Raw genomic sequence first — 21,541 nt, 5'->3', positions numbered from 1 at the left:
GGGCGGGTCGACGTGGAGCAGTGGTCAGTGGCCGTGCGCCATCGCGACGCGCAGGTCCCTGTTGAGCTGGGAGATCACGTCGAGCGGGATCTCCTTGGGGCAGGCTGCGGTGCACTCGCCGATGTTGGTGCAGCCACCGAAGCCCTCGTGGTCGTGCTGGGCGACCATGTCGACCACCCGGGAGTGCCGCTCCGGCTGACCCTGCGGCAGCTCGCCGAGGTGGGTGATCTTGGCCCCGAGGAACAGCGACGCCGACCCGTTCGGACAGGCCGCCACGCACGCGCCGCAGCCGATGCAGGCGGCGGCGTTGAACGCGCGGACCGCGTCGTCGCGGGGGACGGGCACCGAGTGGGCCTCGGGAGCCGATCCGGTGTTGACGGAGATGAACCCGCCGGCCTGGATCATCCGGTCCAGCGCGCCGCGGTCGACGACCAGGTCCTTGAGGACCGGGAACGCGTCGGAGCGCCACGGCTCGACGACGATCTCGTCGCCGTCCTTGAACGACCGCATGTGCAGCTGGCAGGTCGTGGTGACCTCCGGGCCGTGGGCCTGACCGTTGATCATCAGGCCGCACATGCCGCAGATGCCCTCGCGACAGTCGGAGTCGAACGCGACCGGGTCCTCGCCCTGGGTGTTCAGCTGCTCGTTGAGGACGTCGAGCATCTCGAGGAACGACATGTCCTCCGAGACCTGGTCGACCTCGTAGGTGTGCATCGCACCCTGGGACGCGCTGTCCGGCTGGCGCCAGATCTTGAGAGTGACCTTCACTTGTAGCTCCGCTGCTTCATCTCGATGGCCGTGTAGACGAGGTCTTCCTTGTGCAGGACAGGCAGCGCGCCGTCACCGCCGAACTCCCAGGCCGCGACGTACGCGAACTGGTCGTCGTGGCGCAGCGCCTCGCCGTCCTCGGTCTGCGACTCGGCGCGGAAGTGGCCGCCGCAGGACTCGCGGCGGTTCAGCGCGTCGACGCACATGAGCTCGCCGAGCTCGAAGAAGTCGGCCACGCGACCGGCCTTCTCCAGCGACTGGTTCAGGCTGTCCGCGGTGCCGAGGACCTTGACGTTGCGCCAGAAGTCCTCGCGCAGGCTGCGGATCAGGTCGATCGCCTTCTTCAGCCCGTCCTCGGTCCGCTCCATGCCGCAGTACTCCCACATGATGTTGCCGAGCTCGCGGTGGTAGGAGTCGACGCTGCGGGTGCCGTTGGTGCTGAGGAAGTGCGCAACGCGGTCCTCGACCGACTTCTTCGCCTCGACGACCGCCGGGTGCTCCTCGGGGATCGGCTCGAACGGGCCGTCGGCGAGGTACTCGCGGATCGTGTTCGGCAGCACGAAGTAGCCGTCCGCCAGGCCCTGCATCAGGGCCGACGCGCCCAGGCGGTTCGCGCCGTGGTCGGAGAAGTTCGCCTCACCGGTGACGAACAGGCCGGGGATCGACGCCTGCAGGTCGTAGTCGACCCACAGGCCGCCCATCGTGTAGTGCACGGCGGGGTAGATCCGCATCGGAACCTCGTACGGGTTCTCGCCGGTGATCTGCTGGTACATGTCGAAGAGGTTGCCGTACTTCTCGCGTACGGCGTCCTCGCCCAGACGCTCGATCGAGGCGCTGAAGTCGAGGTAGACGCCGCGGCGCACGCCGTCGACCTCGGGCCCGACACCGCGGCCCTCGTCGCAGACGTTCTTCGCGCCGCGCGACGCGATGTCGCGAGGGACCAGGTTGCCGAAGGACGGGTAGATCCGCTCCAGGTAGTAGTCGCGGTCCGCCTCGGGGATCTGACGCGGGTCCTTGTCGCAGTCGGCCTTGTTCTTCGGCACCCAGATCCGGCCGTCGTTGCGCAGCGACTCCGACATCAGCGTCAGCTTCGACTGGTGCGTGCCGGCCACCGGGATGCAGGTCGGGTGGATCTGCGTGTAGCACGGGTTGGCGAAGTAGGCGCCCTTGCGGTGCGCTCGCCAGGTGGCCGTGACGTTGGAGCCCATCGCGTTGGTCGACAGGTAGAAGACGTTGCCGTAGCCGCCGCTGGCGAGCACGACGACGTCCGCGAGGTGCGTCTCGATCTCGCCGGTGACCATGTTGCGGGCGATGATGCCGCGGGCCCGCCCGTCGGCGACGATCAGCTCGAGCATCTCGTGGCGGGTGAACTCCTCCACCGTGCCGGCCGCGACCTGCCGCTCCATCGCCTGGTAGGCGCCGATCAGCAGCTGCTGACCGGTCTGCCCGCGGGCGTAGAAGGTGCGGGAGACCTGCACGCCGCCGAACGAGCGGTTGTCGAGGAGGCCGCCGTACTCACGGGCGAACGGGACGCCCTGCGCGACGCACTGGTCGATGATGTTCGCGCTGACCTCGGCCAGGCGGTAGACGTTCGACTCGCGGGCGCGGTAGTCGCCGCCCTTGACGGTGTCGTAGAAGAGACGGAACGTCGAGTCGCCGTCCTCCTTGTAGTTCTTGGCGGCGTTGATGCCGCCCTGCGCCGCGATCGAGTGCGCGCGCCGCGGGGAGTCCTGGTAGCAGAACGACTTCACGTTGTAGCCGGCCTCGCCGAGCGTGGCGGCGGCCGCGCCGCCCGCCAGGCCGGTGCCGACGATGATCACGGAGAGCTTGCGCCGGTTGGCCGGGTTGACCAGGCGGTTCTCGAACTTGCGGGTCGTCCAGCGGTCCTGGATGGGGCCGGCCGGGGTCCGTGGGTCCACCAGCGGCTCGCCGGGCACGTAGTAGCCCTGGGCGTCGTCGGAGACCTGCACCGACGGCTGGTTCGTCGCGGTGCTGTGGGAGGGGTCGAGGGAGGATGCCATGAACGCGACTCCTTAGTCGATGACGCCGAAGAGGACGAACAGGGGCACCAGCGAGAAGCCGCCTGCGATGACGATCGCGACCACCCAGCCGGCGATCTTGGCGCGCGTGCGCGCCGCGGCGGTGCTGGTCCACCCGAGCGTCTGGAGCGAGCTCCACGTGCCGTGGTGCAGGTGCAGGCCCAGAGCGGCCATCGCGACCAGGTAGATGATCGTCATCCACCACACCTGGAAGGAGTCGACCACCAGGTTGTAGGGATCGTTGGTCGCCCCGCCGTCCGGGTTGACCTTGACGATCGTGAAGTGGATCAGGTGCCACACCACGAAGAGCAGCAGCGTGACGCCGCCCCAGCGCATCGTCCGCGAGGAGAAGCTGGAGCCCAGGTTCTTCTTCACGACGTACTTGCTGGTGCGCGCCTTGCCGGACCGGTGCCACAGCGCCAGGGCACTGTAGAGGTGGAGGGCGAGCGCCGCGATCAGCCCGAGGCGGAGGATCCAGAGCAGACCCTCCCGCGGGAGGATCGGCTCGCCGAAGGTGCGCAGGTGCTCGGCATACGTGTTGTACGAGTCATGGCCAGCGAAGGCCTTGAGGTTGCCGTACATGTGCAGGAGCACGAAGGCGATGAACAGGAGGCCGCTCACGGCCATGAGGAGCTTCAGGGTGATCGTCGAGCGTGATGCTCGCGCCCCCTTGACCAAGGTCGTCGTTGCCACGTTGCGACACGCTACCGGTGCTACTGACCGGTAGCCCCACCCGACCGTGTGACATAGGCCGAATCAGGAAGAATTCAGGACCTTCGTCCCCGCGTTCGGGACCGTCAGCGGGGAATAGTGGCGGTCGACGAGCTCGTCGACGGCGTCGTGCCAGGTGCGGGTGGCGAGCTCGCGCGCCCGGGAGCCGAGCAGCCCCCGGTGCCGATCCGCCGCCACCGCCGCGACCGCGCGAGCCAGCGCGTGGTCGCCGGTCGGGTCGTAGAGAAGGCCGCTCTCCAGGTTGCGTACGACGTCCGGTGCGCCTCCCGAGCGAGGCGCGATGACCGGCACCCCGGACGCAGCCGCCTCGCGCAGTGCGTGGCAGCAGGTCTCGTGCTCGCCCGGATGCACGAGCACGTCCAGGCTGGGCAGCACGGCGGTCAGGTCGCCGGTCGGGAGCTCCCCGAGGAACTTCGCCCCGGGCAGCCGGCCCTCGAGCCAGCCGCGCTGCGGCCCGTCGCCGACGATCACCGGACGGATGCCGGGGACCGTGGACAGGGCCGCGAGCCGGCGTACGTCGTGGCGCTTGCGCAGGCTGCCCACGTAGCCGACCACCACCAGCGGGCCGGTCCGGGACCTGGCGCGCGACCACCGGTCGTGGAGCCACTGGTCGCGCAGCGCCGGGGTGAAGGCGGCCGTGTCGACGCCGGGTGCCCAGAGGTCGGCGTCGACCTCGAACTCCGCCAGCCGGTCGACCATCCACCGCGAGGTCACGAGCACCCGGTCGGCCCGCTCGGCCACCCGGCCCCGCCAGTAGTCGGCGGTGACGTCGAGGAGCGGGGACTGCTCGACGACCAGGGCCGGGACGCCGAGCCGGCCGGCGTGCTTGAGCGCCTTGCGACCGACGGCCCCCGGCGAGGTCACGTGCACCAGGTCCGGCCCGAACCGCTCGAGCGCCGTCCGCACCTGGCCGCCCGTGCGCTCCAGTGACCTGATGCGGACCACCTCGCTCGCACCGTACGTCGACAGGCCGGGGCCGGGCGCGATCACCAGCACGGTGTGGCCCGCCCCGACGAGCCGATCCGCGACCGCCTTCACCGTGGTCGTGGTGCCGTCCACGGCGGGGAAGAACGTCTCGGTCACCAACGCGATCCGCATGCCGCCACGGTCCCTCCGGCCGGTGTCCGGGTCACTGCCGCCAAGTGGATGTCGTGTGAACCTCGCGGGCCGCCCGGCCGGTGGGGCCGACCGTCCTGCCGCGGCTACGACATCATCCCGACCAGCGCCCGGGAGACGACGTACGTCGCACCTCCGAGCGCCGCCGCGACGACCATCGTGACGAGCACGACCGTGACCACCGCACGCACGATCGCCGACCGCCTCGACTCCATGCCCATGACAACCTCCCCCGAGCTCTCGTCTTCGCCCGTGGGACGCACCCGAGGCTCCGGAGGTTGTCGGTGACCGGAGTCCGTTGGAGGTGCGGATGGCCCGGGCGCTGGGCGTGATCGCCGACCGGCGGGCAGCCCTCGACCTGTCCGCGGGATCGCAGCCGACCTGGTGGCGGACCGCGGGGCGCAGAGCGTGAGCCTCGGCTGAGCACAAGGTCCCCCGCAGGAGGGGCCGTGCGGCCGATGCCGCCGGGCCGCATCGGAGGGACGATGGAGCATGGCAGCGAAGATCGGGACCAGCGCCCGAGCCGTCATCGTGCGCCTGACGATCGGCTCCTTCTCGGTCGCTGCGCTGATGGGGGTCGCGGCGCTGCTGAGCGGCGGCTCCTTCGGTCGCACCGAGGGCCGGGTGCTGTTGACGACGCTGCTCGTCGGCGTCGCGAGCGTCGCGGTGCTGTGCTATCTCGCGACCGCCGGCACGTCGTTCCAGACCGTCGGTGTCGCCGGTGGGGTCACCGTGGCTGTGCCGGTCGTGACCGGGCTGCTGCTGATCTGGGCCGATCTCGGCTCCGGTCCGCAGGACGCGGCCGGCCGCACGTTCGGTGCGGGCACCACGGTGGCCGCCACCCTGGCCCAGGCCTGCCTGCTGCTCGTGCTGGGGGCGCGCGGACGGCCGACCTTGCGGGGGCTGCTGGCCGGCACGCTGGTGCTGGCCTCGGTGCTCGCCGTCGCGCTCTCGGTCGTGATCGTCGCTCAGGACGACCCGCCGTCCGGCGTGCTCCGCGGCATGGGCGTGGTCGCGATCCTCGACGTGCTGGGCACGGTCGTCGTGTCGGCCCTGAGCCGCTTCGGCCCGCAGGCCGGCGCGGTCTCCCTGTCGGTCCCGGCGGGGATGGTCGCGAGCATCGATGCGGTCCGGGGCGGGCGATCCCGCGACGACGTCCTCAAAGACGCGATCGAGTCGTGGCTGAGCGACCACCGGGCGTCGACCGACCTTCGGCCCGGGGGTGCAGGACCTAGGTCGTGACCTGGTCCGAAAACGTCACATCGCGTGGCCCGGGGGTGTGCGCTCGGCCTATCGTGCAAGTCATGAGTGTCGATGGTGGAGTGGAAGGCGGCCTGGACGAGCCCGCGAAGCTCGAGCCCGAGCAGGGGTCGCTCGACCTCGCCTCTCCGGAGGACGCCTGGACGATCGCCGACTGGGAGAAGGGCGCCGCGGCGGTCCTGCGCAAGGCACGGCGGCTGACCGAGGAGGACCCGGACGACCTGGTCTGGCAGAAGCTCACCCGCACCACCCTCGACGGCATCGGCATCACCCCGCTCGGCACCCGCGCCCTCCTCGACGACGTGGCGACCCACGGTCGCCCCGTCCGCCAGGGTGACTGGGACGTCCGGTCCTTCGTCGAGGCCACCGACGCGAAGGCCGCGAACGGCGAGGCCCTCAACGATCTCGAGGGCGGGGTCACCTCGCTGTGGCTCCGCGGCGGCACCGACCTCCCGACCGCACTGGACGGCGTCAAGCTCGACCTCGCCCCCGTCGTCCTCGACGGCGTCGACCCCGCTGCCTTCCTGTTGTACGCCGAGGGGCGCGAGCTCCACCCCGCCACCAACTTGGGCGTGCCCGCCGCGGAGGCGACCGCCGAGGTGGCGCGCCAGGCGCTCGACCGCCACGTGCTCGGATTCGTGGTCGACGCGACCACGGTCCACGACCGCGGTGCCTCGGACGCCCAGGAGCTGGCGTCGTCGATGGCGGCCGGTGTCACCTACCTGCGGGCGCTGGGTGCGGCCGGCGTCCCGGTCGAGCAGGCCGCGCAGCTCGTCGAGTTCCGCTACGCCGCGACCGACGAGCAGTTCCCCACGATCGCCAAGCTCCGCGCCGCGCGCCGGCTCTGGGCCCGCGTGCTCGAGCTCAGCGAGTCGCCCGACGTGCCGCAGCGCCAGCACGTGGTCACCAGCCGCCCGATGATGACGCGCTACGACCCCTACGTGAACATGCTCCGCACCACGGTCGCGGCCTTCGCCGCCGGTGTGGGCGGCGCCGACGCGGTGACGGTGCTGTCCTTCGACAGCCCTCTGGGCCGGCCCGAGCAGCTCGGTCGTCGCATCGCGCGCAACATCTCCCATCTGCTCATCGACGAGGCGCACGTGGCGCACGTGGTCGACCCGGCCGGCGGCTCCTACGCGGTCGAGAAGCTGACCGACGACCTCGCGCTGGTCGCCTGGGAGCTGTTCGGCAAGCTCGACGCCGGTGAGTCGCTGGACGAAGCGATCGCTGCGACCGTCGCCAAGCGGGCGGCCGAGATCGCACGGCGCAAGCGCCCGATCACGGGGCTCTCGGAGTTCCCCAACGGCGCCGAGGTGCTGCCCGACCGGGTGGCCTGGGACGCCTGGGACGGCGTACAGCCGTACGGCGCCGCGTTCGAGGCGCTGCGCGATGCGCCGGCGGCGACGCCGGTCTTCCTCGCCACCCTCGGCGCCATCGCCACCCACACGGCACGCGCGACCTTCGCCACCAACCTGTTCGCCGCCGGCGGCATCGCGGTCGAGGTCGCCGGCGCCACCGCCGACCCGCCCGAGGTGGTCGCGGCCTACGCCGGCCAGCCGGTCGTGTGTCTGGCCGGGGCCGACTCGACGTACGCCGAGTGGGGCGCCGAGGCGGCCGCCGCCCTGCGCGCCGCCGGTGCCCAGCACGTGATCATCGCGGGCAAGCCCACCGACTACACCGACGACTCCTGCGCGCTGGGTGTCGACGCCTTGGACTTCCTGACCCGGACGAGGGAGAAGCTGTCGTGACCATCCCCGAGACCTTCGCAGGCCTGCCGCTCGCCGGCGGTGCGGAGACCGGCCCCGCCGACTCGGTCGGCAAGCCGTGGCTGGCGCCCGAGGGCATCGAGGTCAAGGGGCTCTACACACCAGCCGACCTCGAGGGCCTCGACGCCCTGGACACGCTGCCGGGCCTGAGCCCCTTCCTGCGCGGGCCCTACCCGACGATGTACACCACCCAGCCGTGGACGATCCGGCAGTACGCCGGCTTCTCCACCGCCGAGGAGTCCAACGCGTTCTACCGCCGCAACCTCGCCGCCGGCCAGAAGGGACTCTCGGTCGCGTTCGACCTCGCGACCCACCGCGGCTACGACTCCGACCACCCGCGGGTGCGCGGTGACGTCGGCATGGCCGGCGTGGCGATCGACTCGATCTACGACATGCGCACGCTCTTCGACGGCATCCCGCTCGACGCGATGTCGGTCTCGATGACGATGAACGGCGCGGTGTTGCCGATCATGGCGCTCTACATCGCTGCGGCCGAGGAGCAGGGGGTGAAGCCGGAGCAGCTCGCGGGGACGATCCAGAACGACATCCTCAAGGAGTTCATGGTCCGCAACACCTACATCTACCCGCCGGCCCCGAGCATGCGGATCATCAGCGACATCTTCCAGTTCACCGCCGAGAAGATGCCGCGGTTCAACTCGATCTCGATCTCCGGCTACCACATGCAGGAGGCCGGGGCGACCAACGACCTCGAGCTGGCCTACACGCTGGCCGACGGTGTCGAGTACATCCGTGCCGGGCTCGACGCCGGGCTCGACATCGACCAGTTCGCGCCGCGACTGTCCTTCTTCTGGGCGATCGGCATGAACTTCTTCATGGAGGTCGCCAAGATGCGCGCGGCCCGCGCGCTCTGGGCCCGCCTGGTCCGCCAGTTCGACCCCCAGAACCCCAAGTCGATGAGCCTGCGCACGCACAGCCAGACGTCCGGCTGGTCGCTGACCGCCCAGGACGTCTACAACAACGTGGGGCGCACCTGCATCGAGGCGATGGCCGCGACCCAGGGCCACACGCAGTCGCTGCACACCAACGCGCTGGACGAGGCGATCGCGCTGCCGACCGACTTCTCGGCCCGCATCGCCCGCAACACCCAGCTGCTGCTGCAGCAGGAGAGCGGCACCACCGGAACGATCGACCCGTGGGCCGGCTCCTACTACGTCGAGCGGCTCACGCACGACCTCGCCGAGCGCGCCTGGGCGCACATCCTCGAGGCCGAGCAGGCCGGCGGCATGGCCGCCGCGATCGAGCAGGGCATCCCGAAGATGCGTATCGAGGAGGCCGCGGCCCGCACCCAGGCCCGGATCGACTCCGGTGCCCAGAAGGTCATCGGCATCAACACCTACCGGCTCGATGTCGAGGACAAGCTCGATGTCCTCAGGGTCGACAACGACGACGTCTACCGCCAGCAGATCGCCAAGCTCGAGCGGCTCCGCGCGGAGCGCGACGACCACGAGGTCGAGCGCACCCTCGAGGCACTCACCCAGTCCGCCGAGCGGGGCAAGTCGAGCACCCTCGAGGGCAACCTGCTCGGCCTGGCCGTCGACGCGGCCCGGGCCAAGGCCACGGTCGGCGAGATCTCCGCCGCGCTGGAGAAGGTCTACGGGCGGCACCAGGCCGTGATCCGTACGATCAGCGGCGTGTACAGGGCCGAGGCAGACGAGGCCGGCGACGCCGCCGTGGCGCGGGTGCTCACCGAGACCGAGGCGTTCGAGGAGGCGGAGGGACGTCGTCCCCGCATCCTCGTTGCGAAGATGGGCCAGGACGGCCACGACCGCGGCCAGAAGGTCGTGGTCAGCGCCTTCGCCGACCTCGGCTTCGACGTCGACGTGGGGCCGCTGTTCTCGACGCCCGAGGAGGTCGCCCAGCAGGCTGTGGACGCGGACGTCCACATCGTGGGGGTCTCCTCGCTCGCGGCCGGCCACCTCACGTTGCTGCCGGCACTGAAGAAGGCGCTGGCAGACCAGGGCCGCCCCGACATCATGATCGTGATCGGTGGCGTGATCCCGCCCGACGACGTCCCGACCCTGCTGGAGATGGGGGCCGCCGCGGTGTTCCTGCCCGGCACGGTCATCGCCGAGTCCGCACTCGACCTGCTGGCCCGGCTGCGCGAGCAGCTCGGCCACTGATGCCGGACGTCCAGGCCCTCGTCGAGGGCATCCGGGGTGGCGCACGTGCCTCGGTGTCCCAGGCGATCACCCTGGTCGAGTCGACCCGCCCGCAGCACCGTGCCCAGGCCCGGGAGCTCCTCACCGAGCTCGCCGCGAACGGACAGGACGCGGTGCGGGTCGGCATCTCCGGCGTGCCCGGAGTCGGGAAGTCCACGTTCATCGAGGCGCTCGGCACCCGGCTGACGGCAGCGGGGCACCGCGTCGGCGTGCTCGCGGTCGACCCCAGCTCGGTGCGGACCGGCGGCTCGGTGCTCGGCGACAAGACCCGGATGGCCCGCCTGGCGCAGGACCCACGAGCGTTCATCCGGCCCTCGCCGTCGGCCGGCACCCTCGGCGGCGTCGCCCGCGCGACCGTGCAGGCGATGGCGGTGCTGGAGGGCGCAGGGTACGACGTCGTGCTCGTCGAGACCGTCGGCGTCGGCCAGTCCGAGGTGACCGTGGCCGGTATGGTCGACACGTTCCTGTTCCTCACCCTCGCTCGCACCGGCGACCAGCTGCAGGGCATCAAGAAGGGCATCCTCGAGATCGCGGACGTGATCGCGGTCAACAAGGCCGACGGTGACCGTCAGATGGAGGCCAGGGTCGCGGCCCGAGACCTGGCCGGAGCGCTGCGGTTGGTGCGCGGCCACGGCGAGTGGGCGCCGCCGGTCGTGACGTGCTCGGCGCTCGACGACATCGGCGTCGACGAGGTGTGGGCGCGCGTTCTCGCGCATCGTGAGCACCTGGGGGCCGACGGCCTGGCGCACAAGCGCGCGCTCCAGCAGCTGGACTTCACCTGGGCCCTCGTCCGGGACGAGCTCGAGCAGCGGCTCCGGCACTCCCCGGGGGTCCGGGAGATCCGGGAGGAGCTCCGGGACGCGGTGCTGTCCGGCGAGCTGCCCGCGACGGTCGCCGCGGACCGTATCCTGGCGGCCTTCGACCGGACCCGCTGATCCGATCTGGACCCGGCCACGCACGCGGGCCCCGCACTCCGGCGGGCGACGACCGGAGCGGGTCTGCTCACCGGACCCCGGTGCCGGAGCGCGGTGAACCCCGGGTGAACTAATCTCGACTCGATGTCCGAGCCCGCGCCCGCCCCCTTCGCCGTCGACCTGCTGATCGAGTCCGCCGTCGACGACGTCGGCGACGACCTCGTCGCCCTGCGCCGGGACCTGCACGCCCATCCCGAGCTGTCCTGGCGCGAGCTGCGCACCACGGCGCTGGTCGCGGCCCGGCTGCGCCGCGCCGGCTGGCGCGTGACCGAGCTGGCCCGCAGCGGCCTGGTCGCCGACATCGGCGAGGGCGGGCCCGTCGTCGCCCTGCGGGCCGATCTCGACGCGCTCCCGGTGCCCGACCTGACCGACGACCCCTGGGTGAGCACCGTCGACGGGGTGACGCACGCCTGCGGGCACGACGTCCACACCTCGGCACTGGTCGGCGCTGCCGTCGCACTCGGCCGGGTGCACGCCCGGGGCCTGCTCCCCGGTCGGGTCCGGCTGCTGTTCCAGCCTGCGGAGGAGGTGATGCCCGGTGGCGCGCTGTCCCTCATCGAGCTCGGTGCGCTCGACGATGTCGACCAGCTGTTCGGCCTGCACTGCGATCCCACGCTCGACGTCGGCCAGGTCGGGCTCCGGGAGGGGCCGATCACCGGCGCCGCGGACCACCTCGAGGTGACCCTCACCGGATCGGGCGGGCACACGTCCCGGCCGCACCTGACCGAGGACCTGACCTACGCGCTCGGCAAGGTCGTCACCGAGCTGCCCGCGATCCTGTCCCGGCGTCTCGACCCGCGTTCGGGGGTGAGCGTCGTGTGGGGCATCGTGCGCGCCGGCTCGGCCCACAACGTCATCCCCGCCACCGGCCGCATCGGCGGCACCGTCCGGATGCTCGACGCGATCGCCTGGGGTGAGGCGGAGAAGCTCGTGCCGCTGCTGGTCGAGCAGATCGTCGCGCCGTACGGCGTGCACGCGCAGGTCGACTACCAGCGCGGCGTGCCGCCCGTGGTCAACGACCTCGACTCGATCGTGCTGCTCGGGCGGGCCGTGGAGCGGGTGCTCGGCCCCGACGGGCACGTGCCCACCCAGCAGAGCCTGGGGGGCGAGGACTTCGGGTGGTACCTCGACCGGGTGCGGGGCGCGATGGGCCGGCTCGGCACGCGCACCCCCGGTGGCCCGACGTACGACCTCCACCAGGGCAACCTGCGGGTCGACGACCGGTCGGTCGGCATCGGCGCCAAGGTGCTGGCGAGCGCGGCCGTCGCCGCGCTCGCCTCCGCATCCGTCGCCTGATCAGCCCTTGATGTAGGGCACACCGTCCGCTGCTGGCGCCCGGGACCGCCCGACCAGCCCGGCCACGGCGAAGATCGTCACGACGTAGGGCAGCATCAGCATGAACTGGCTGGGCACCGGCGAGCCGATGACCGACAGCACACCCTGGAGGTTCGAGGCGAACCCGAACAGGAGTGCGGCCAGCGTCGCCCGGATCGGGTCCCACTTGCCGAAGATGACCGCGGCGAGCGCGATGTAGCCCGCGCCCCCGGTCATCTCGCGGTTGAACTGCGGCACCGAGACCAGGGTGTAGAACGCGCCACCCATGCCGGCGATCGCTCCCGCGAGGATGATCGTGCGGTAGCGGGTGCGGTTGACCTTGATGCCGACGGTGTCGGCCGCCTGCGGGTGCTCGCCGACGGCGCGGACCCGCAGCCCCCACCGGGTGCGGTAGAGCGCCCACGTCACCAGCGCGACCACGACGTACAGGATGTAGACGACCGCGGTCTGGCGGAACAGGATCGGACCGATCAGCGGGATGCCGCCGAGCACGGGGATGTCGATCTTGTCGAAGCGCGGCGGGTTGTTGAGCGACTCGGCGTTCGGGGCGAGCACCTGGCTGAACATGAAGCTCGTCAGGCCGATGATCAGCACGTTGAGCACCACGCCGACGATCACCTGGTCGACGAAGTAGCTGATCGCGAACAGGCCGAGCAGCAGCGCCACCAGCATGCCGGCCGCCATCGCTGCGACCAGGCCGAACCACGTGACGCCGGTCATCGAGCCGACGACCGCGGCCGCGAACGCGCCCGCGAGCAGCTGCCCGTCGATCGCGATGTTCACCACGCCCGCGCGCTCGCCGAGCACGCCGCCGAGCGCCCCGAAGACGAGGGGTACGGCGAGCGCGAGCGACCCCGCGAGCAGCCCGACCATCGGGATCGACGCGCCGGCTGCGGCCCAGGTGAGGAAGCCGATCATCCAGGAGATCGCGAACACGACCACCAGCACCATCGGCGTACGCCGCTCCTTGAGCAGCAGGCTCACCGATACGGCGGTGCAGAGCGCGCAGATCAGCACGAGCAGCCACGCGGTCGGCGCGGCCGGCACGGTCACGGCCGGCAGCTCGGCCCAGTCGTCCGGTGTCGCCAGGCGGAACGTGGTGTCGTCGGAGACCCCTGCGAACAGCAGGATCAGGGCGAGCCCGGCCGTCGCGAGCCCGAAGATCACGGCCGGTTTGCGGTCGACGATCGTGGTGACCCCAGCGATCGGGGTCTGCTCGATCGGCATGCTGACGTCGGTGCTCACTTCGCCTCCTTGGCGGGCAGTCGGAAGATCGCCTGGATCAGCGGCGGAGCCGCGATGAACAACACGATCAGCGACTGCACGACCAGCACGATGTCGACCGGGATGTTCTGGGAGGCCTGCATGGCGAACCCGCCGGCCTTGAAGGCGCCGAACAGCAGCCCGGCGCCGAGGATGCCCAGCGGACGGGATCTGCCGAGCAGTGCCACCGTGATCGCGTCGAAGCCGATGCCGGCGTCGAGGTCGACACCGATGCCGCTGGTGACCGTGCCGAGGACCTGGTTGGCGCCGGCCAGGCCGACCAGCGCACCGGCGATCAGCATCACCGTGGTGTAGGTGCGTCCGACGTTGATGCCGGCGGCGCGCGCGGCGTCGGCGTTCAGGCCGACAGCCCGGATCCGGAAGCCGAGGGCCGAGCGGTTCAGGATCCACCACACGACCGCCACCGCGACGAGTGCGAGGACGAACCCCAGGTGAAGGTTGTACCGGTCACCGAGGAGCTTCGGCATCACCGCCGACTCCTTCATCGGCAGCGACTTGGGGTTCAACGATCCTGGAGCCTGCAGCAGGCTCTGCTCGGAGAGCGCGTAGAACAACAGGTAGAACGCGACGTAGTTGAGCATGATCGTGAGGATCACCTCGTGGGCGCCGGTGCGGGCCTTGAGGAATCCGGCCAGGCCACCCCACAGGGCGCCGGCCACCATGCCGGCCACGACCGCCAGGGTCAGGTGCAGCGGCCACGGCAGGTCGAACTGGTAGCCGACCCAGCCGGCAGCGGCTCCGGCCATCAGCATCTGGCCGCGGCCACCGATGTTGAACATCGACGCCCGGAACGCCAGACCGACGCCCAGGCCGGCCGCGATCAGCGGGGCCGCGAACTTGCAGGTCTCGGTGAGCGGCCGGATCTTCGTCTCGAAGTCCGCGCCGTTGGTGTTGTAGATCGAGCCGCGGAACAGTGCGGTGTAGGCGCCCCAGATCGAGTCCCACGCGGCACTGAAGAAGTCGCCCGGTGCGGCGAACAGGTACTTGGACGCGTCCCGGACGGCCTCGTCGGTCGCCGCGATGAGCAGCGACCCGACGATCACGGCGAGGAGGACGGAGAGGAACGCCGTCATCGCCCGGCCGGAGGCGATCTCGCGCAGGACGCCGCCCCAACGGTCGGCGTCGCGGTGCTCGGGCTCGGGACGCGCGGACTCCTGGGTCCGGGTGTCGCCGGGCTCGGTGCCGGGCTCGGTGCCCGGCTCGCTGCCGGGCTCGTTGTCTGGCGTGCTCATGCGACGGCCCCTTCCGGACGTTCGCCGGTCATCATCAGGCCCAGCACCTCGCGGGGTGTGTCACTCGGGACGACGCCCACGACGCGGCCCCGGTAGAGGACCATGATCCGGTCCGCGAGCGCGACCACCTCGTCGAGCTCCGAGGAGACGACCAGGACAGGGACGCCCGCGTCCCGGCCGGCCACGATCTGCTTGTGGATGAACTCGATGGAGCCGACGTCGACACCGCGGGTCGGCTGGGCCGCCACGAGCAGCCGCAGGTCACGGGAGAGCTCGCGGGCGACCACGAGCTTCTGCTGGTTGCCGCCGGACAGCTGGCTGGCCAGCGTGGCGATGCCCGGGGCGCGCACGTCGTACTCCTTCAGCTTGTCGCTGGCGAACTCGTGGAGCTCGTCGAGGCGCAGTGAGCCGTGGCTCACGAACGGTTCGCCGTGGCTGCGGTTGAGCATCATGTTCTCGGCGATCGTGAAGCCGCCGACCAGGCCGTCGGTCGTCCGGTCCTCGGGGATGAACCCGACACCGGCCTCCAGGATGCGGCGCACCGAACGGCCGACCAGCTCAGAGCCGTCGAGACGGATCGACCCGCGGACGTGCGCCTGCAGCCCCAGCAGGGCCTCGGTGAGCTCGGTCTGGCCGTTGCCCTGGACACCGGCGACCGCGAGGATCTCGCCACGCCTGATCGTGAAGCTCACGTCGTCGACGTGGACCCGGCCGAGGTCGTCGTGGACGGTGAGACCCTCGACCACGAGCGCCTCGTCGCCGAAGTTCCCGGGGCCCTTGTGGACGGTCAGCTCGACGGGCCGGCCGACCATCATCGACGCCAGCTCCGCGTTGCTGGACTTCGGGTCGGCCTCGCCGACCACCTTGCCGAGCCGGATGACGGTGATCTTGTCCGCAACCTCGCGGACCTCACGCAGCTTGTGGGTGATGAAGACGATCGCCTTGCCCGCGCCCTTGAGCTGACGCATGATCTCCATCAGCTCGTCGGTCTCCTGCGGGGTCAGCACCGCGGTCGGCTCGTCGAAGATGAGGACCTCGGCGTCGCGGGAGAGGGCCTTGATGATCTCGACGCGCTGCTGGACGCCGACCGGGATGTCCTCCACGACCGCGTCCGGGTTCACGTCGAACCCGAACCGCTCGGAGATCTCCCGTACCCGTTCCCTGGCGGCCTGGGTGTCGAGCGAGCCGGCGAAGCCGGTGGACTCGTTGCCGAGCATGACGTTCTCGGCGACGGTGAACACCGGGATGAGCATGAAGTGCTGGTGCACCATGCCGATGCCGGCGGCCATCGCGTCGCCGGGCCCGGTGAAGTGCTGGACGACGCCGTCGAGCTCGATCTCGCCCTCGTCGGCCTGGTAGAGGCCGTAGAGGACGTTCATCAGTGTCGACTTGCCGGCGCCGTTCTCGCCGAGGAGGCAGTGGATCTCCCCCGACTCGACGGTGAGGGAGATCCGGTCGTTGGCGACCAGGGTCCCGAAGCGTTTGGTGATGCCACGAAGGACAAGCTGCATGGTTGGCGATCCTAGATTTCGACGGAGGCAACAAGCACAGGGGAGGCCGGGACGAGCCCGACCTCCCCTGTGTTTGAGCTGACTACGAGCCGGGACTACTTCAGGTAGGAGTCGACCTTGATCGAACCGTCGATGATGCCCGCCTTCACGGTGTCCAGCTCGCCGGCGAGGCTGTCGGACACCTTGCTCTCGAAGTTGTGGAACGGCGCGATGCCGACACCGTCGTTCTCGAGAGTGCCGATGTACGGCGAGAAGTCGAACTCGCTGCCGTCGCTGACCGACGTGCTAGCAGCCATGATCGCCTCGTAGGTCGAGACCTTCATGTTCTTCAGGATCGAGGTGAGCACCACGTCCTGGGTGTTCGGGTCGGTCTCGAAGAAGTCGGCGTCCACACCGATGAGCGCGACGTCCTTGCCGGTGGAGTCGATCGCGGTGAGCGCGCCCTGGTAGATCGGGCCGCCGACGGGCAGGATCACGTCGACGTCCTGGTCGAGCAGCTGGGTCGCGGTGTTCGTGGCCTTCTCGTTGGCCTCGAAGCCGCCGGTGAACACGCCCTTGTCGCCACCCTCGAAGCCGACGACCTTGACCTCCTTGCCCTTCTCCTTGGAGTAGTACTCGGCGCCCTGCTTGAAGCCGTCCATGAAGATCGTCACGGTCGGGTACGGCTGGCCGCCGTAGGTGCCCACGACACCCGTCTTGGTGTAGTCGGCGGCGGCGTAGCCGGCCAGGAACGCGGCCTGGGCGGTGTCGTAGAGCAGCGGCTTGACGTTCTCGGCATCCTTCTCGCCGTTGAAGTCGTTGTCGGCCGCGTCGTCGATCAGGATGTAGATGATGTCGGGGTTCGCCTTGGCGGACTCGACGGTGGCCGCGGAGAGCGCGAAGCCGACGGTCACGATGGAGTCGCAGCCCTCGGCGACCAGGCTCTCCAGGTTAGGTGCGTAGTCGTTCTCGCTGTTGGACTCGACGGCCGTGAGCTTCACGCCGAGCTCGTCGGCGGCCTGCTTGGCGCCCTCGTAGCTGAGCTGGTTGAACGACTTGTCGTCGAAGCCACCGGCGTCGGAGACGATGCAGGGCTTGAAGTCCGGAGCCGTTGCGCTGGACTCGCCGCCGGCGCTGGGCTTGTCGCCCGCCTTGTCCTCCGGCTCGGAGCCACATGCGGTCAGGATCGAAGCCGAGAGGAGTGCGGCGACGCTGCCGCAAACGGCCTTCCTCAAGTTGTTCACTACTGCCTCCAGTCATGGCCTCGACGGGTGCGAGGCAACGGTCTGCACGGTACCGAAGACGACGGTCGATGTCGGCTGAACTACCCAACGGTTACCATGTTGTGCTGTTGGTCCCATCACTTCGTGCCGGAGGTCCCGTCCGCTTGACTACAGACGCTCACGACGTCGATTGGGACCACCTCCGAGAGGCCGCCGGAGACGCCATGGAGCGGGCCTACGCGCCCTACTCGAAGTACCGCGTCGGCGCCGCCGCGCTCGCCGAGGACGGCAGGCTCGTGGTGGGCTGCAATGTCGAGAACGCGGCGTACGGCGTGACCCTGTGCGCCGAGTGCGGCCTGGTCTCCCAGCTGCACCTGACGGGTGGCGGGAAGCTGTCCCACTTCGTGTGCGTCAACGGCGACCGTGACGTGATCATGCCGTGCGGGCGATGCCGCCAGCTGCTCTCCGAGAACGGCAGGTCCGACCTGCAGCTGCTCACCCCCGAGGGCGTGCGCAGCATCGCCGAGGTCCTGCCCCAGGCCTTCGGCCCGGCCGACCTGGCCTGAGGCCGGGCCCGACCACGCCGGCCCACGCCGGGTGCGACGGTCCGAGGCGTTACGGTTTCGGTGGACATGCGCCGTACCCGGGGGTGCCTCGCACCGGCATGTGGACCGTCATCAGGCCAGTGCGGGTTGCCCGCACGCACGGATCGAAAGGGGATAGGGGAGGCGGCCGCATCGGCGCCGTGCCCCTCACATCCAATGTCACCGCAGCACGACGCCGTCGAGGTCATCTCCACCAAGCGGGACCGAGGTGAGCTCAGCGACAGCCAGATCGACTGGGTCGTCGCCGCCTACACCCGGGGCGAGGTGGCCGACGAGCAGATGTCGGCGCTCGCGATGGCGATCCTGCTCAACGGCATGGAGCGTCGCGAGATCACCCGCTGGACCCAGGCGATGATCGCCTCGGGGGAGCGGATGGACTTCTCCGGACTCTCCCGGCCGACCGCCGACAAGCACTCGACCGGCGGCGTCGGCGACAAGATCACGCTCCCGCTCGCGCCGCTGGTCGCGGCGTGCGGCGTCGCCGTACCCCAGCTCTCCGGGCGCGGACTGGGCCACACCGGCGGCACCCTCGACAAGCTCGAGTCCATCCCCGGCTGGCGCGCCGCGCTGAGCAACGAGGAGATGCTGGCCCAGCTCGAGTCGGTCGGCGCGGTGATCTGCGCCGCCGGCGACGGTCTGGCGCCGGCGGACAAGAAGCTCTACGCGCTGCGCGACGTCACCGGCACCGTCGAGGCGATCCCGTTGATCGCGTCGTCGATCATGTCGAAGAAGATCGCCGAGGGCACCGGGTCGCTGGTGCTCGACGTCAAGGTCGGCACCGGTGCCTTCATGAAGCACGTCGACGCCGCGCGCGAGCTCGCCGAGACCATGGTGGCGCTGGGCAAGGACGCCGGCGTCCACACGGTCGCGCTGCTCACCGACATGTCGACACCGCTCGGCCTCACGGCCGGCAACGCGATCGAGGTGGCCGAGTCGGTCGAGGTGCTCGCCGGCGGCGGGCCAGCCGACGTGGTCGAGCTGACCCTGGCCCTGGCTCGCGAGATGCTCGCCGGCGCCGGGCGCGGGGACGTGGATCCGGCGGACAAGCTCGCCGACGGCTCCGCGATGGACGCCTGGAAGGCGATGATCCGAGCCCAGGACGGCGACCCGGACGCGACGCTGCCGATGGCCCGGGAGAGCCACGTGGTGGTCGCGCCGTCCACCGGCGTGCTGTCGCGGCTCGACGCGATGGCTGTCGGCCTGGCCGCCTGGCGGCTGGGCGCCGGCCGCGCCCGCAAGGAGGACCCGGTGCAGGCCGGTGCCGGCGTGGTGTGGCACGCCCGGCCCGGCGACGAGGTCACGGAGGGCCAGCCGCTGTTCACGCTGCTCACCGACGACGAGCACCGCTTCGAGCGCGCCCTGGCCTCGCTCGAGGGCGGCTACGACATCGCGGCCGCGGGCACGCCGTACGACCCGGCGCCGCTGGTGATCGACCGGATCGGCTGACGCGCGCCGGACCCGGTCAGGGGAGCAGCAGGACGACGGTCTCGGCGACGCAGGCCGGCTTGGCCTCGTCCTCGATCTCGACGGTGTAGCGCAGTGTGAGCTGCTTGCCGGCGGGGAGGTCCTGGACGTCCGCGAGCGCGACGTGCGCGCGGACCCGCCTGCCCACCAGCACCGGGTGCGGGAAGCGGACCTTGTTGACGCCGTAGTTGAGCTTGGCGCCAGGAGTCTCGAGCGCGAACACCTGGCTGCCGAGGAACGGCACCAGGGAGAGCGTGAGGTAGCCGTGGGCGATCGTGCCGCCGAAGGGGCCGCCCGCGGCCCTCTCGGGGTCGACGTGGATCCACTGGTGGTCGCCGGTGGCGTCGGCGAACCGGTCGACCCGGTCCTGCTCGATCGGGAGCCACTCGGAGGTGCCCAGCTCCTCGCCGCTCGCGGCGGCGACCTCGTCCAGGGTGGTGAAGACGCGCATGCCGGGAACCTACCGGGTCCCGCAGGTGGAAGGATCGGGGGCATGACCGCGTCCCCCAACCCGACCCCGACCCGCGACCAGGTGCTGCGGGCGCCCAAGGCGCTGCTGCACGACCACCTCGACGGCGGTCTGCGACCGCGGTCGATCATCGAGCTGGCCGCGGAGACCGGGCACAAGCTGCCCGAGGTCGAGGGCGACCTGTCCGCCGAGTCGCTCGGCCGCTGGTTCGCGGAGGCCTCGGACTCCGGCTCGCTGGAGCGCTACCTGGAGACCTTCGACCACACGGTCGCGGTGATGCAGACGACCTCGGCGCTCACCCGGGTCGCGCGCGAGTGCGTCGAGGACCTGGTCGCCGACGGCGTCGTGTACGCCGAGGTGCGCTACGCCCCCGAGCAGCACCTCACCCAGGGGCTCACCCTCGACGAGGTCGTCGGGGCCGTGCAGGAGGGTTTCGACCAGGGCATCGAGGCGGCCGGCGGCAGGATCGTCGTACGTCAGCTGCTGACCGCGATGCGCCACATGGCGCGGTCGATGGAGATCGCCCACCTGGCCGTGGCCTGGCGCGACCGGGGTGTGGCCGGGTTCGACATCGCCGGCGCGGAGGCGGGCTACCCTCCGACCCGCCACCTGGACGCGTTCGAGTACCTCCAGCGGGAGAACGCGCACTTCACGATCCACGCCGGCGAGGGCTTCGGGCTGCCGTCGATCTGGCAGGCCATCCAGTGGTGCGGTGCCGACCGGCTCGGGCACGGCGTGCGGATCATCGACGACATCACGGTCGGCGAGGACGGCAAGGTCACCCTCGGGCTGCTCGCGGCGTACGTGCGCGACAAGCGCATCCCGCTCGAGATGTGCCCCTGGTCCAACGTCCAGACCGGCGCCGCGGAGTCGATCGCCAAGCACCCGATCGGGCTGCTGAAGGAGCTCGGCTTCCGGGTCACGGTGAACACCGACAACCGGTTGATGAGCCGGACATCGGTGACCCACGAGCTGTGGTCGCTGGTCGAGGCCTTCGACTACGGCCTGCGCGATCTGGAGTGGTTCACGATCAACGCCATGAAGTCGGCGTTCCTGCCCTTCGACCAGCGGCTGACGCTGATCAACGACCTCATCAAGCCCGAGTACCGAGCACTCCGGGAGGTCGGGTGAGCGTCCACCCGGTCCCGTCGCTGCTCCTGCTCGGCGCCGGCGCGGTGCTGCTGGTCGTCGCCGGGGTGCTGTTCGCCCGGGGGATCCGTCAGCGCCGCCTCGCGGAGGGCTTCCGGGACCGGGCGGTGGAGACCGAGGCGGAGGTCGTCGGACTCGAGGCCAAGGACGTCTCGCTCGGGTCGTCGCCGGACACCCGCTACTTCCTCCGGGTGCGCTTCACCCCGGCGCAGGGTGAGGCGGTCGAGGCGGAGACGCTGACGGACGCGCCCTACCCGCCGCCGCGGGTCGGCGACCGCGTGGCGGTTGCCTACGACCCGGAGCACCCGCGGCGCGTCGACCTGGTCGCGACCGAGGCGACCGCCGAGGGCGCGGGACGTACGTCGTTCCTGCTCGCCCGGCTGACCCTCGCGGTCGCGCTCGCCACGCCCGCCGCCTGGCTGGTGCTGGTGTTCGTCGTCTGGACGAGCTGACCT

Annotated in this window: 19 protein-coding genes; 9 read left to right on the top strand and 10 right to left on the bottom strand. The window is 70.8% G+C overall.

Features of this window, described 5'->3' with window-relative positions:
- Nucleotides 1-24: 24 nt before the first annotated feature.
- The 5 genes from QQZ14_RS07160 to QQZ14_RS07140 all read right to left on the bottom strand — a co-directional run bounded on the left by QQZ14_RS07160 (nucleotide 25) and on the right by QQZ14_RS07140 (nucleotide 4,870).
- Nucleotides 25-768 (bottom strand): succinate dehydrogenase/fumarate reductase iron-sulfur subunit, encoded by a 744-nt coding sequence (locus QQZ14_RS07160; RefSeq protein WP_284533545.1) that lies wholly within the window; start codon nucleotides 766-768, stop codon nucleotides 25-27.
- Complete coding sequence (locus tag QQZ14_RS07155; protein ID WP_284533544.1) at nucleotides 765-2,789, bottom strand: fumarate reductase/succinate dehydrogenase flavoprotein subunit; 2,025 nt, start codon at nucleotides 2,787-2,789, stop codon at nucleotides 765-767. The genes QQZ14_RS07160 and QQZ14_RS07155 overlap by 4 nt, the downstream gene beginning before the upstream one ends.
- A 12-nt stretch (nucleotides 2,790-2,801) precedes the next feature.
- On the bottom strand, nucleotides 2,802-3,500 hold the full coding sequence (locus tag QQZ14_RS07150) for a succinate dehydrogenase cytochrome b subunit (RefSeq protein WP_284533543.1): 699 nt from the start codon (nucleotides 3,498-3,500) through the stop codon (nucleotides 2,802-2,804).
- A gap of 63 nt (nucleotides 3,501-3,563) precedes the next feature.
- The gene (locus QQZ14_RS07145; RefSeq protein WP_284533542.1) at nucleotides 3,564-4,637 is read right to left on the bottom strand and encodes a glycosyltransferase; all 1,074 of its coding nucleotides are present in this window, start codon (nucleotides 4,635-4,637) and stop codon (nucleotides 3,564-3,566) included.
- A gap of 104 nt (nucleotides 4,638-4,741) precedes the next feature.
- Nucleotides 4,742-4,870 (bottom strand): hypothetical protein, encoded by a 129-nt coding sequence (locus QQZ14_RS07140; protein WP_284533541.1) that lies wholly within the window; start codon nucleotides 4,868-4,870, stop codon nucleotides 4,742-4,744.
- 277 nt (nucleotides 4,871-5,147) lie between these two features.
- Between QQZ14_RS07140 and QQZ14_RS07135 the strand changes: the two genes are divergently transcribed.
- The 5 genes from QQZ14_RS07135 to QQZ14_RS07115 all read left to right on the top strand — a co-directional run bounded on the left by QQZ14_RS07135 (nucleotide 5,148) and on the right by QQZ14_RS07115 (nucleotide 12,131).
- Nucleotides 5,148-5,897: a ribbon-helix-helix domain-containing protein gene (locus tag QQZ14_RS07135; protein WP_284533540.1), complete on the top strand. Its 750-nt coding sequence runs from the start codon at nucleotides 5,148-5,150 to the stop codon at nucleotides 5,895-5,897.
- A 62-nt stretch (nucleotides 5,898-5,959) separates the two neighbouring features.
- The gene (locus QQZ14_RS07130) at nucleotides 5,960-7,663 is read left to right on the top strand and encodes a methylmalonyl-CoA mutase family protein (protein ID WP_284533539.1); all 1,704 of its coding nucleotides are present in this window, start codon (nucleotides 5,960-5,962) and stop codon (nucleotides 7,661-7,663) included.
- Entirely contained in the window at nucleotides 7,660-9,822 is a 2,163-nt protein-coding gene (gene scpA, locus QQZ14_RS07125) for a methylmalonyl-CoA mutase (RefSeq protein WP_446740480.1), read from the top strand. The genes QQZ14_RS07130 and scpA overlap by 4 nt, the downstream gene beginning before the upstream one ends.
- Nucleotides 9,822-10,796 carry a methylmalonyl Co-A mutase-associated GTPase MeaB gene (gene meaB, locus QQZ14_RS07120; protein ID WP_284533538.1) on the top strand — a complete coding sequence of 325 codons (975 nt, stop codon included), beginning with the start codon at nucleotides 9,822-9,824 and terminating at the stop codon, nucleotides 10,794-10,796. Before scpA ends, meaB begins: the two co-directional genes overlap by 1 nt.
- A 123-nt stretch (nucleotides 10,797-10,919) precedes the next feature.
- Complete coding sequence (locus QQZ14_RS07115; RefSeq protein WP_284533537.1) at nucleotides 10,920-12,131, top strand: amidohydrolase; 1,212 nt, start codon at nucleotides 10,920-10,922, stop codon at nucleotides 12,129-12,131.
- Here the strand turns inward: QQZ14_RS07115 and QQZ14_RS07110 are convergent, their stop codons facing one another.
- The 4 genes from QQZ14_RS07110 to QQZ14_RS07095 all read right to left on the bottom strand — a co-directional run bounded on the left by QQZ14_RS07110 (nucleotide 12,132) and on the right by QQZ14_RS07095 (nucleotide 17,420).
- Nucleotides 12,132-13,415, bottom strand: coding sequence for an ABC transporter permease (locus tag QQZ14_RS07110; protein WP_284533536.1), 1,284 nt, complete (start codon nucleotides 13,413-13,415; stop codon nucleotides 12,132-12,134). It lies immediately after the preceding gene.
- Complete coding sequence (locus tag QQZ14_RS07105) at nucleotides 13,412-14,686, bottom strand: ABC transporter permease (RefSeq protein ID WP_284533535.1); 1,275 nt, start codon at nucleotides 14,684-14,686, stop codon at nucleotides 13,412-13,414. Before QQZ14_RS07105 ends, QQZ14_RS07110 begins: the two co-directional genes overlap by 4 nt.
- On the bottom strand, nucleotides 14,683-16,197 hold the full coding sequence (locus QQZ14_RS07100) for an ABC transporter ATP-binding protein (protein WP_284533534.1): 1,515 nt from the start codon (nucleotides 16,195-16,197) through the stop codon (nucleotides 14,683-14,685). Before QQZ14_RS07100 ends, QQZ14_RS07105 begins: the two co-directional genes overlap by 4 nt.
- A 95-nt stretch (nucleotides 16,198-16,292) precedes the next feature.
- The gene (locus tag QQZ14_RS07095) at nucleotides 16,293-17,420 is read right to left on the bottom strand and encodes a BMP family lipoprotein (protein WP_284533533.1); all 1,128 of its coding nucleotides are present in this window, start codon (nucleotides 17,418-17,420) and stop codon (nucleotides 16,293-16,295) included.
- A 143-nt stretch (nucleotides 17,421-17,563) separates the two neighbouring features.
- Between QQZ14_RS07095 and QQZ14_RS07090 the strand changes: the two genes are divergently transcribed.
- Together QQZ14_RS07090 and QQZ14_RS07085 are read left to right on the top strand one after the other, a co-directional pair.
- Nucleotides 17,564-17,965 (top strand): cytidine deaminase, encoded by a 402-nt coding sequence (locus tag QQZ14_RS07090; RefSeq protein ID WP_284533532.1) that lies wholly within the window; start codon nucleotides 17,564-17,566, stop codon nucleotides 17,963-17,965.
- A gap of 195 nt (nucleotides 17,966-18,160) precedes the next feature.
- On the top strand, nucleotides 18,161-19,450 hold the full coding sequence (locus tag QQZ14_RS07085) for a thymidine phosphorylase (protein WP_284533531.1): 1,290 nt from the start codon (nucleotides 18,161-18,163) through the stop codon (nucleotides 19,448-19,450).
- A gap of 16 nt (nucleotides 19,451-19,466) precedes the next feature.
- On the opposite strand, the gene QQZ14_RS07080 is transcribed toward QQZ14_RS07085, so the two are convergent.
- Nucleotides 19,467-19,919 carry a MaoC family dehydratase gene (locus QQZ14_RS07080; protein ID WP_284533530.1) on the bottom strand — a complete coding sequence of 151 codons (453 nt, stop codon included), beginning with the start codon at nucleotides 19,917-19,919 and terminating at the stop codon, nucleotides 19,467-19,469.
- A 42-nt stretch (nucleotides 19,920-19,961) separates the two neighbouring features.
- Between QQZ14_RS07080 and QQZ14_RS07075 the strand changes: the two genes are divergently transcribed.
- Both QQZ14_RS07075 and QQZ14_RS07070 read left to right on the top strand, forming a co-directional pair.
- Nucleotides 19,962-21,068 carry an adenosine deaminase gene (locus QQZ14_RS07075; protein WP_284533529.1) on the top strand — a complete coding sequence of 369 codons (1,107 nt, stop codon included), beginning with the start codon at nucleotides 19,962-19,964 and terminating at the stop codon, nucleotides 21,066-21,068.
- Nucleotides 21,065-21,538 (top strand): DUF3592 domain-containing protein, encoded by a 474-nt coding sequence (locus QQZ14_RS07070; protein WP_284533528.1) that lies wholly within the window; start codon nucleotides 21,065-21,067, stop codon nucleotides 21,536-21,538. Before QQZ14_RS07075 ends, QQZ14_RS07070 begins: the two co-directional genes overlap by 4 nt.
- The last annotated feature ends 3 nt before the right edge of the window (nucleotides 21,539-21,541 follow it).

The sequence above is a fragment of the Nocardioides sp. T2.26MG-1 genome, from assembly GCF_950101795.1.
Lineage (GTDB): Bacteria > Actinomycetota > Actinomycetes > Propionibacteriales > Nocardioidaceae > Nocardioides.
This window is presented reverse-complemented; position numbering and strand designations above follow the sequence as displayed.

Bases quoted from the DNA above. Each gene is read 5' to 3' on its own strand.
- QQZ14_RS07155 (WP_284533544.1), bottom strand. From the start codon at position 2,789: ATGGCATCCTCCCTCGACCCCTCCCACAGCACCGCGACGAACCAGCCG.
- QQZ14_RS07145 (WP_284533542.1), bottom strand. From the start codon at position 4,637: ATGCGGATCGCGTTGGTGACCGAGACGTTCTTCCCCGCCGTGGACGGC.
- QQZ14_RS07140 (WP_284533541.1), bottom strand. From the start codon at position 4,870: ATGGAGTCGAGGCGGTCGGCGATCGTGCGTGCGGTGGTCACGGTCGTG.
- QQZ14_RS07135 (WP_284533540.1), top strand. From the start codon at position 5,148: ATGGCAGCGAAGATCGGGACCAGCGCCCGAGCCGTCATCGTGCGCCTG.
- QQZ14_RS07130 (WP_284533539.1), top strand. From the start codon at position 5,960: ATGAGTGTCGATGGTGGAGTGGAAGGCGGCCTGGACGAGCCCGCGAAG.
- meaB (WP_284533538.1), top strand. From the start codon at position 9,822: ATGCCGGACGTCCAGGCCCTCGTCGAGGGCATCCGGGGTGGCGCACGT.
- QQZ14_RS07115 (WP_284533537.1), top strand. From the start codon at position 10,920: ATGTCCGAGCCCGCGCCCGCCCCCTTCGCCGTCGACCTGCTGATCGAG.
- QQZ14_RS07105 (WP_284533535.1), bottom strand. From the start codon at position 14,686: ATGAGCACGCCAGACAACGAGCCCGGCAGCGAGCCGGGCACCGAGCCC.
- QQZ14_RS07100 (WP_284533534.1), bottom strand. From the start codon at position 16,197: ATGCAGCTTGTCCTTCGTGGCATCACCAAACGCTTCGGGACCCTGGTC.
- QQZ14_RS07085 (WP_284533531.1), top strand. From the start codon at position 18,161: ATGTCACCGCAGCACGACGCCGTCGAGGTCATCTCCACCAAGCGGGAC.
- QQZ14_RS07080 (WP_284533530.1), bottom strand. From the start codon at position 19,919: ATGCGCGTCTTCACCACCCTGGACGAGGTCGCCGCCGCGAGCGGCGAG.
- QQZ14_RS07075 (WP_284533529.1), top strand. From the start codon at position 19,962: ATGACCGCGTCCCCCAACCCGACCCCGACCCGCGACCAGGTGCTGCGG.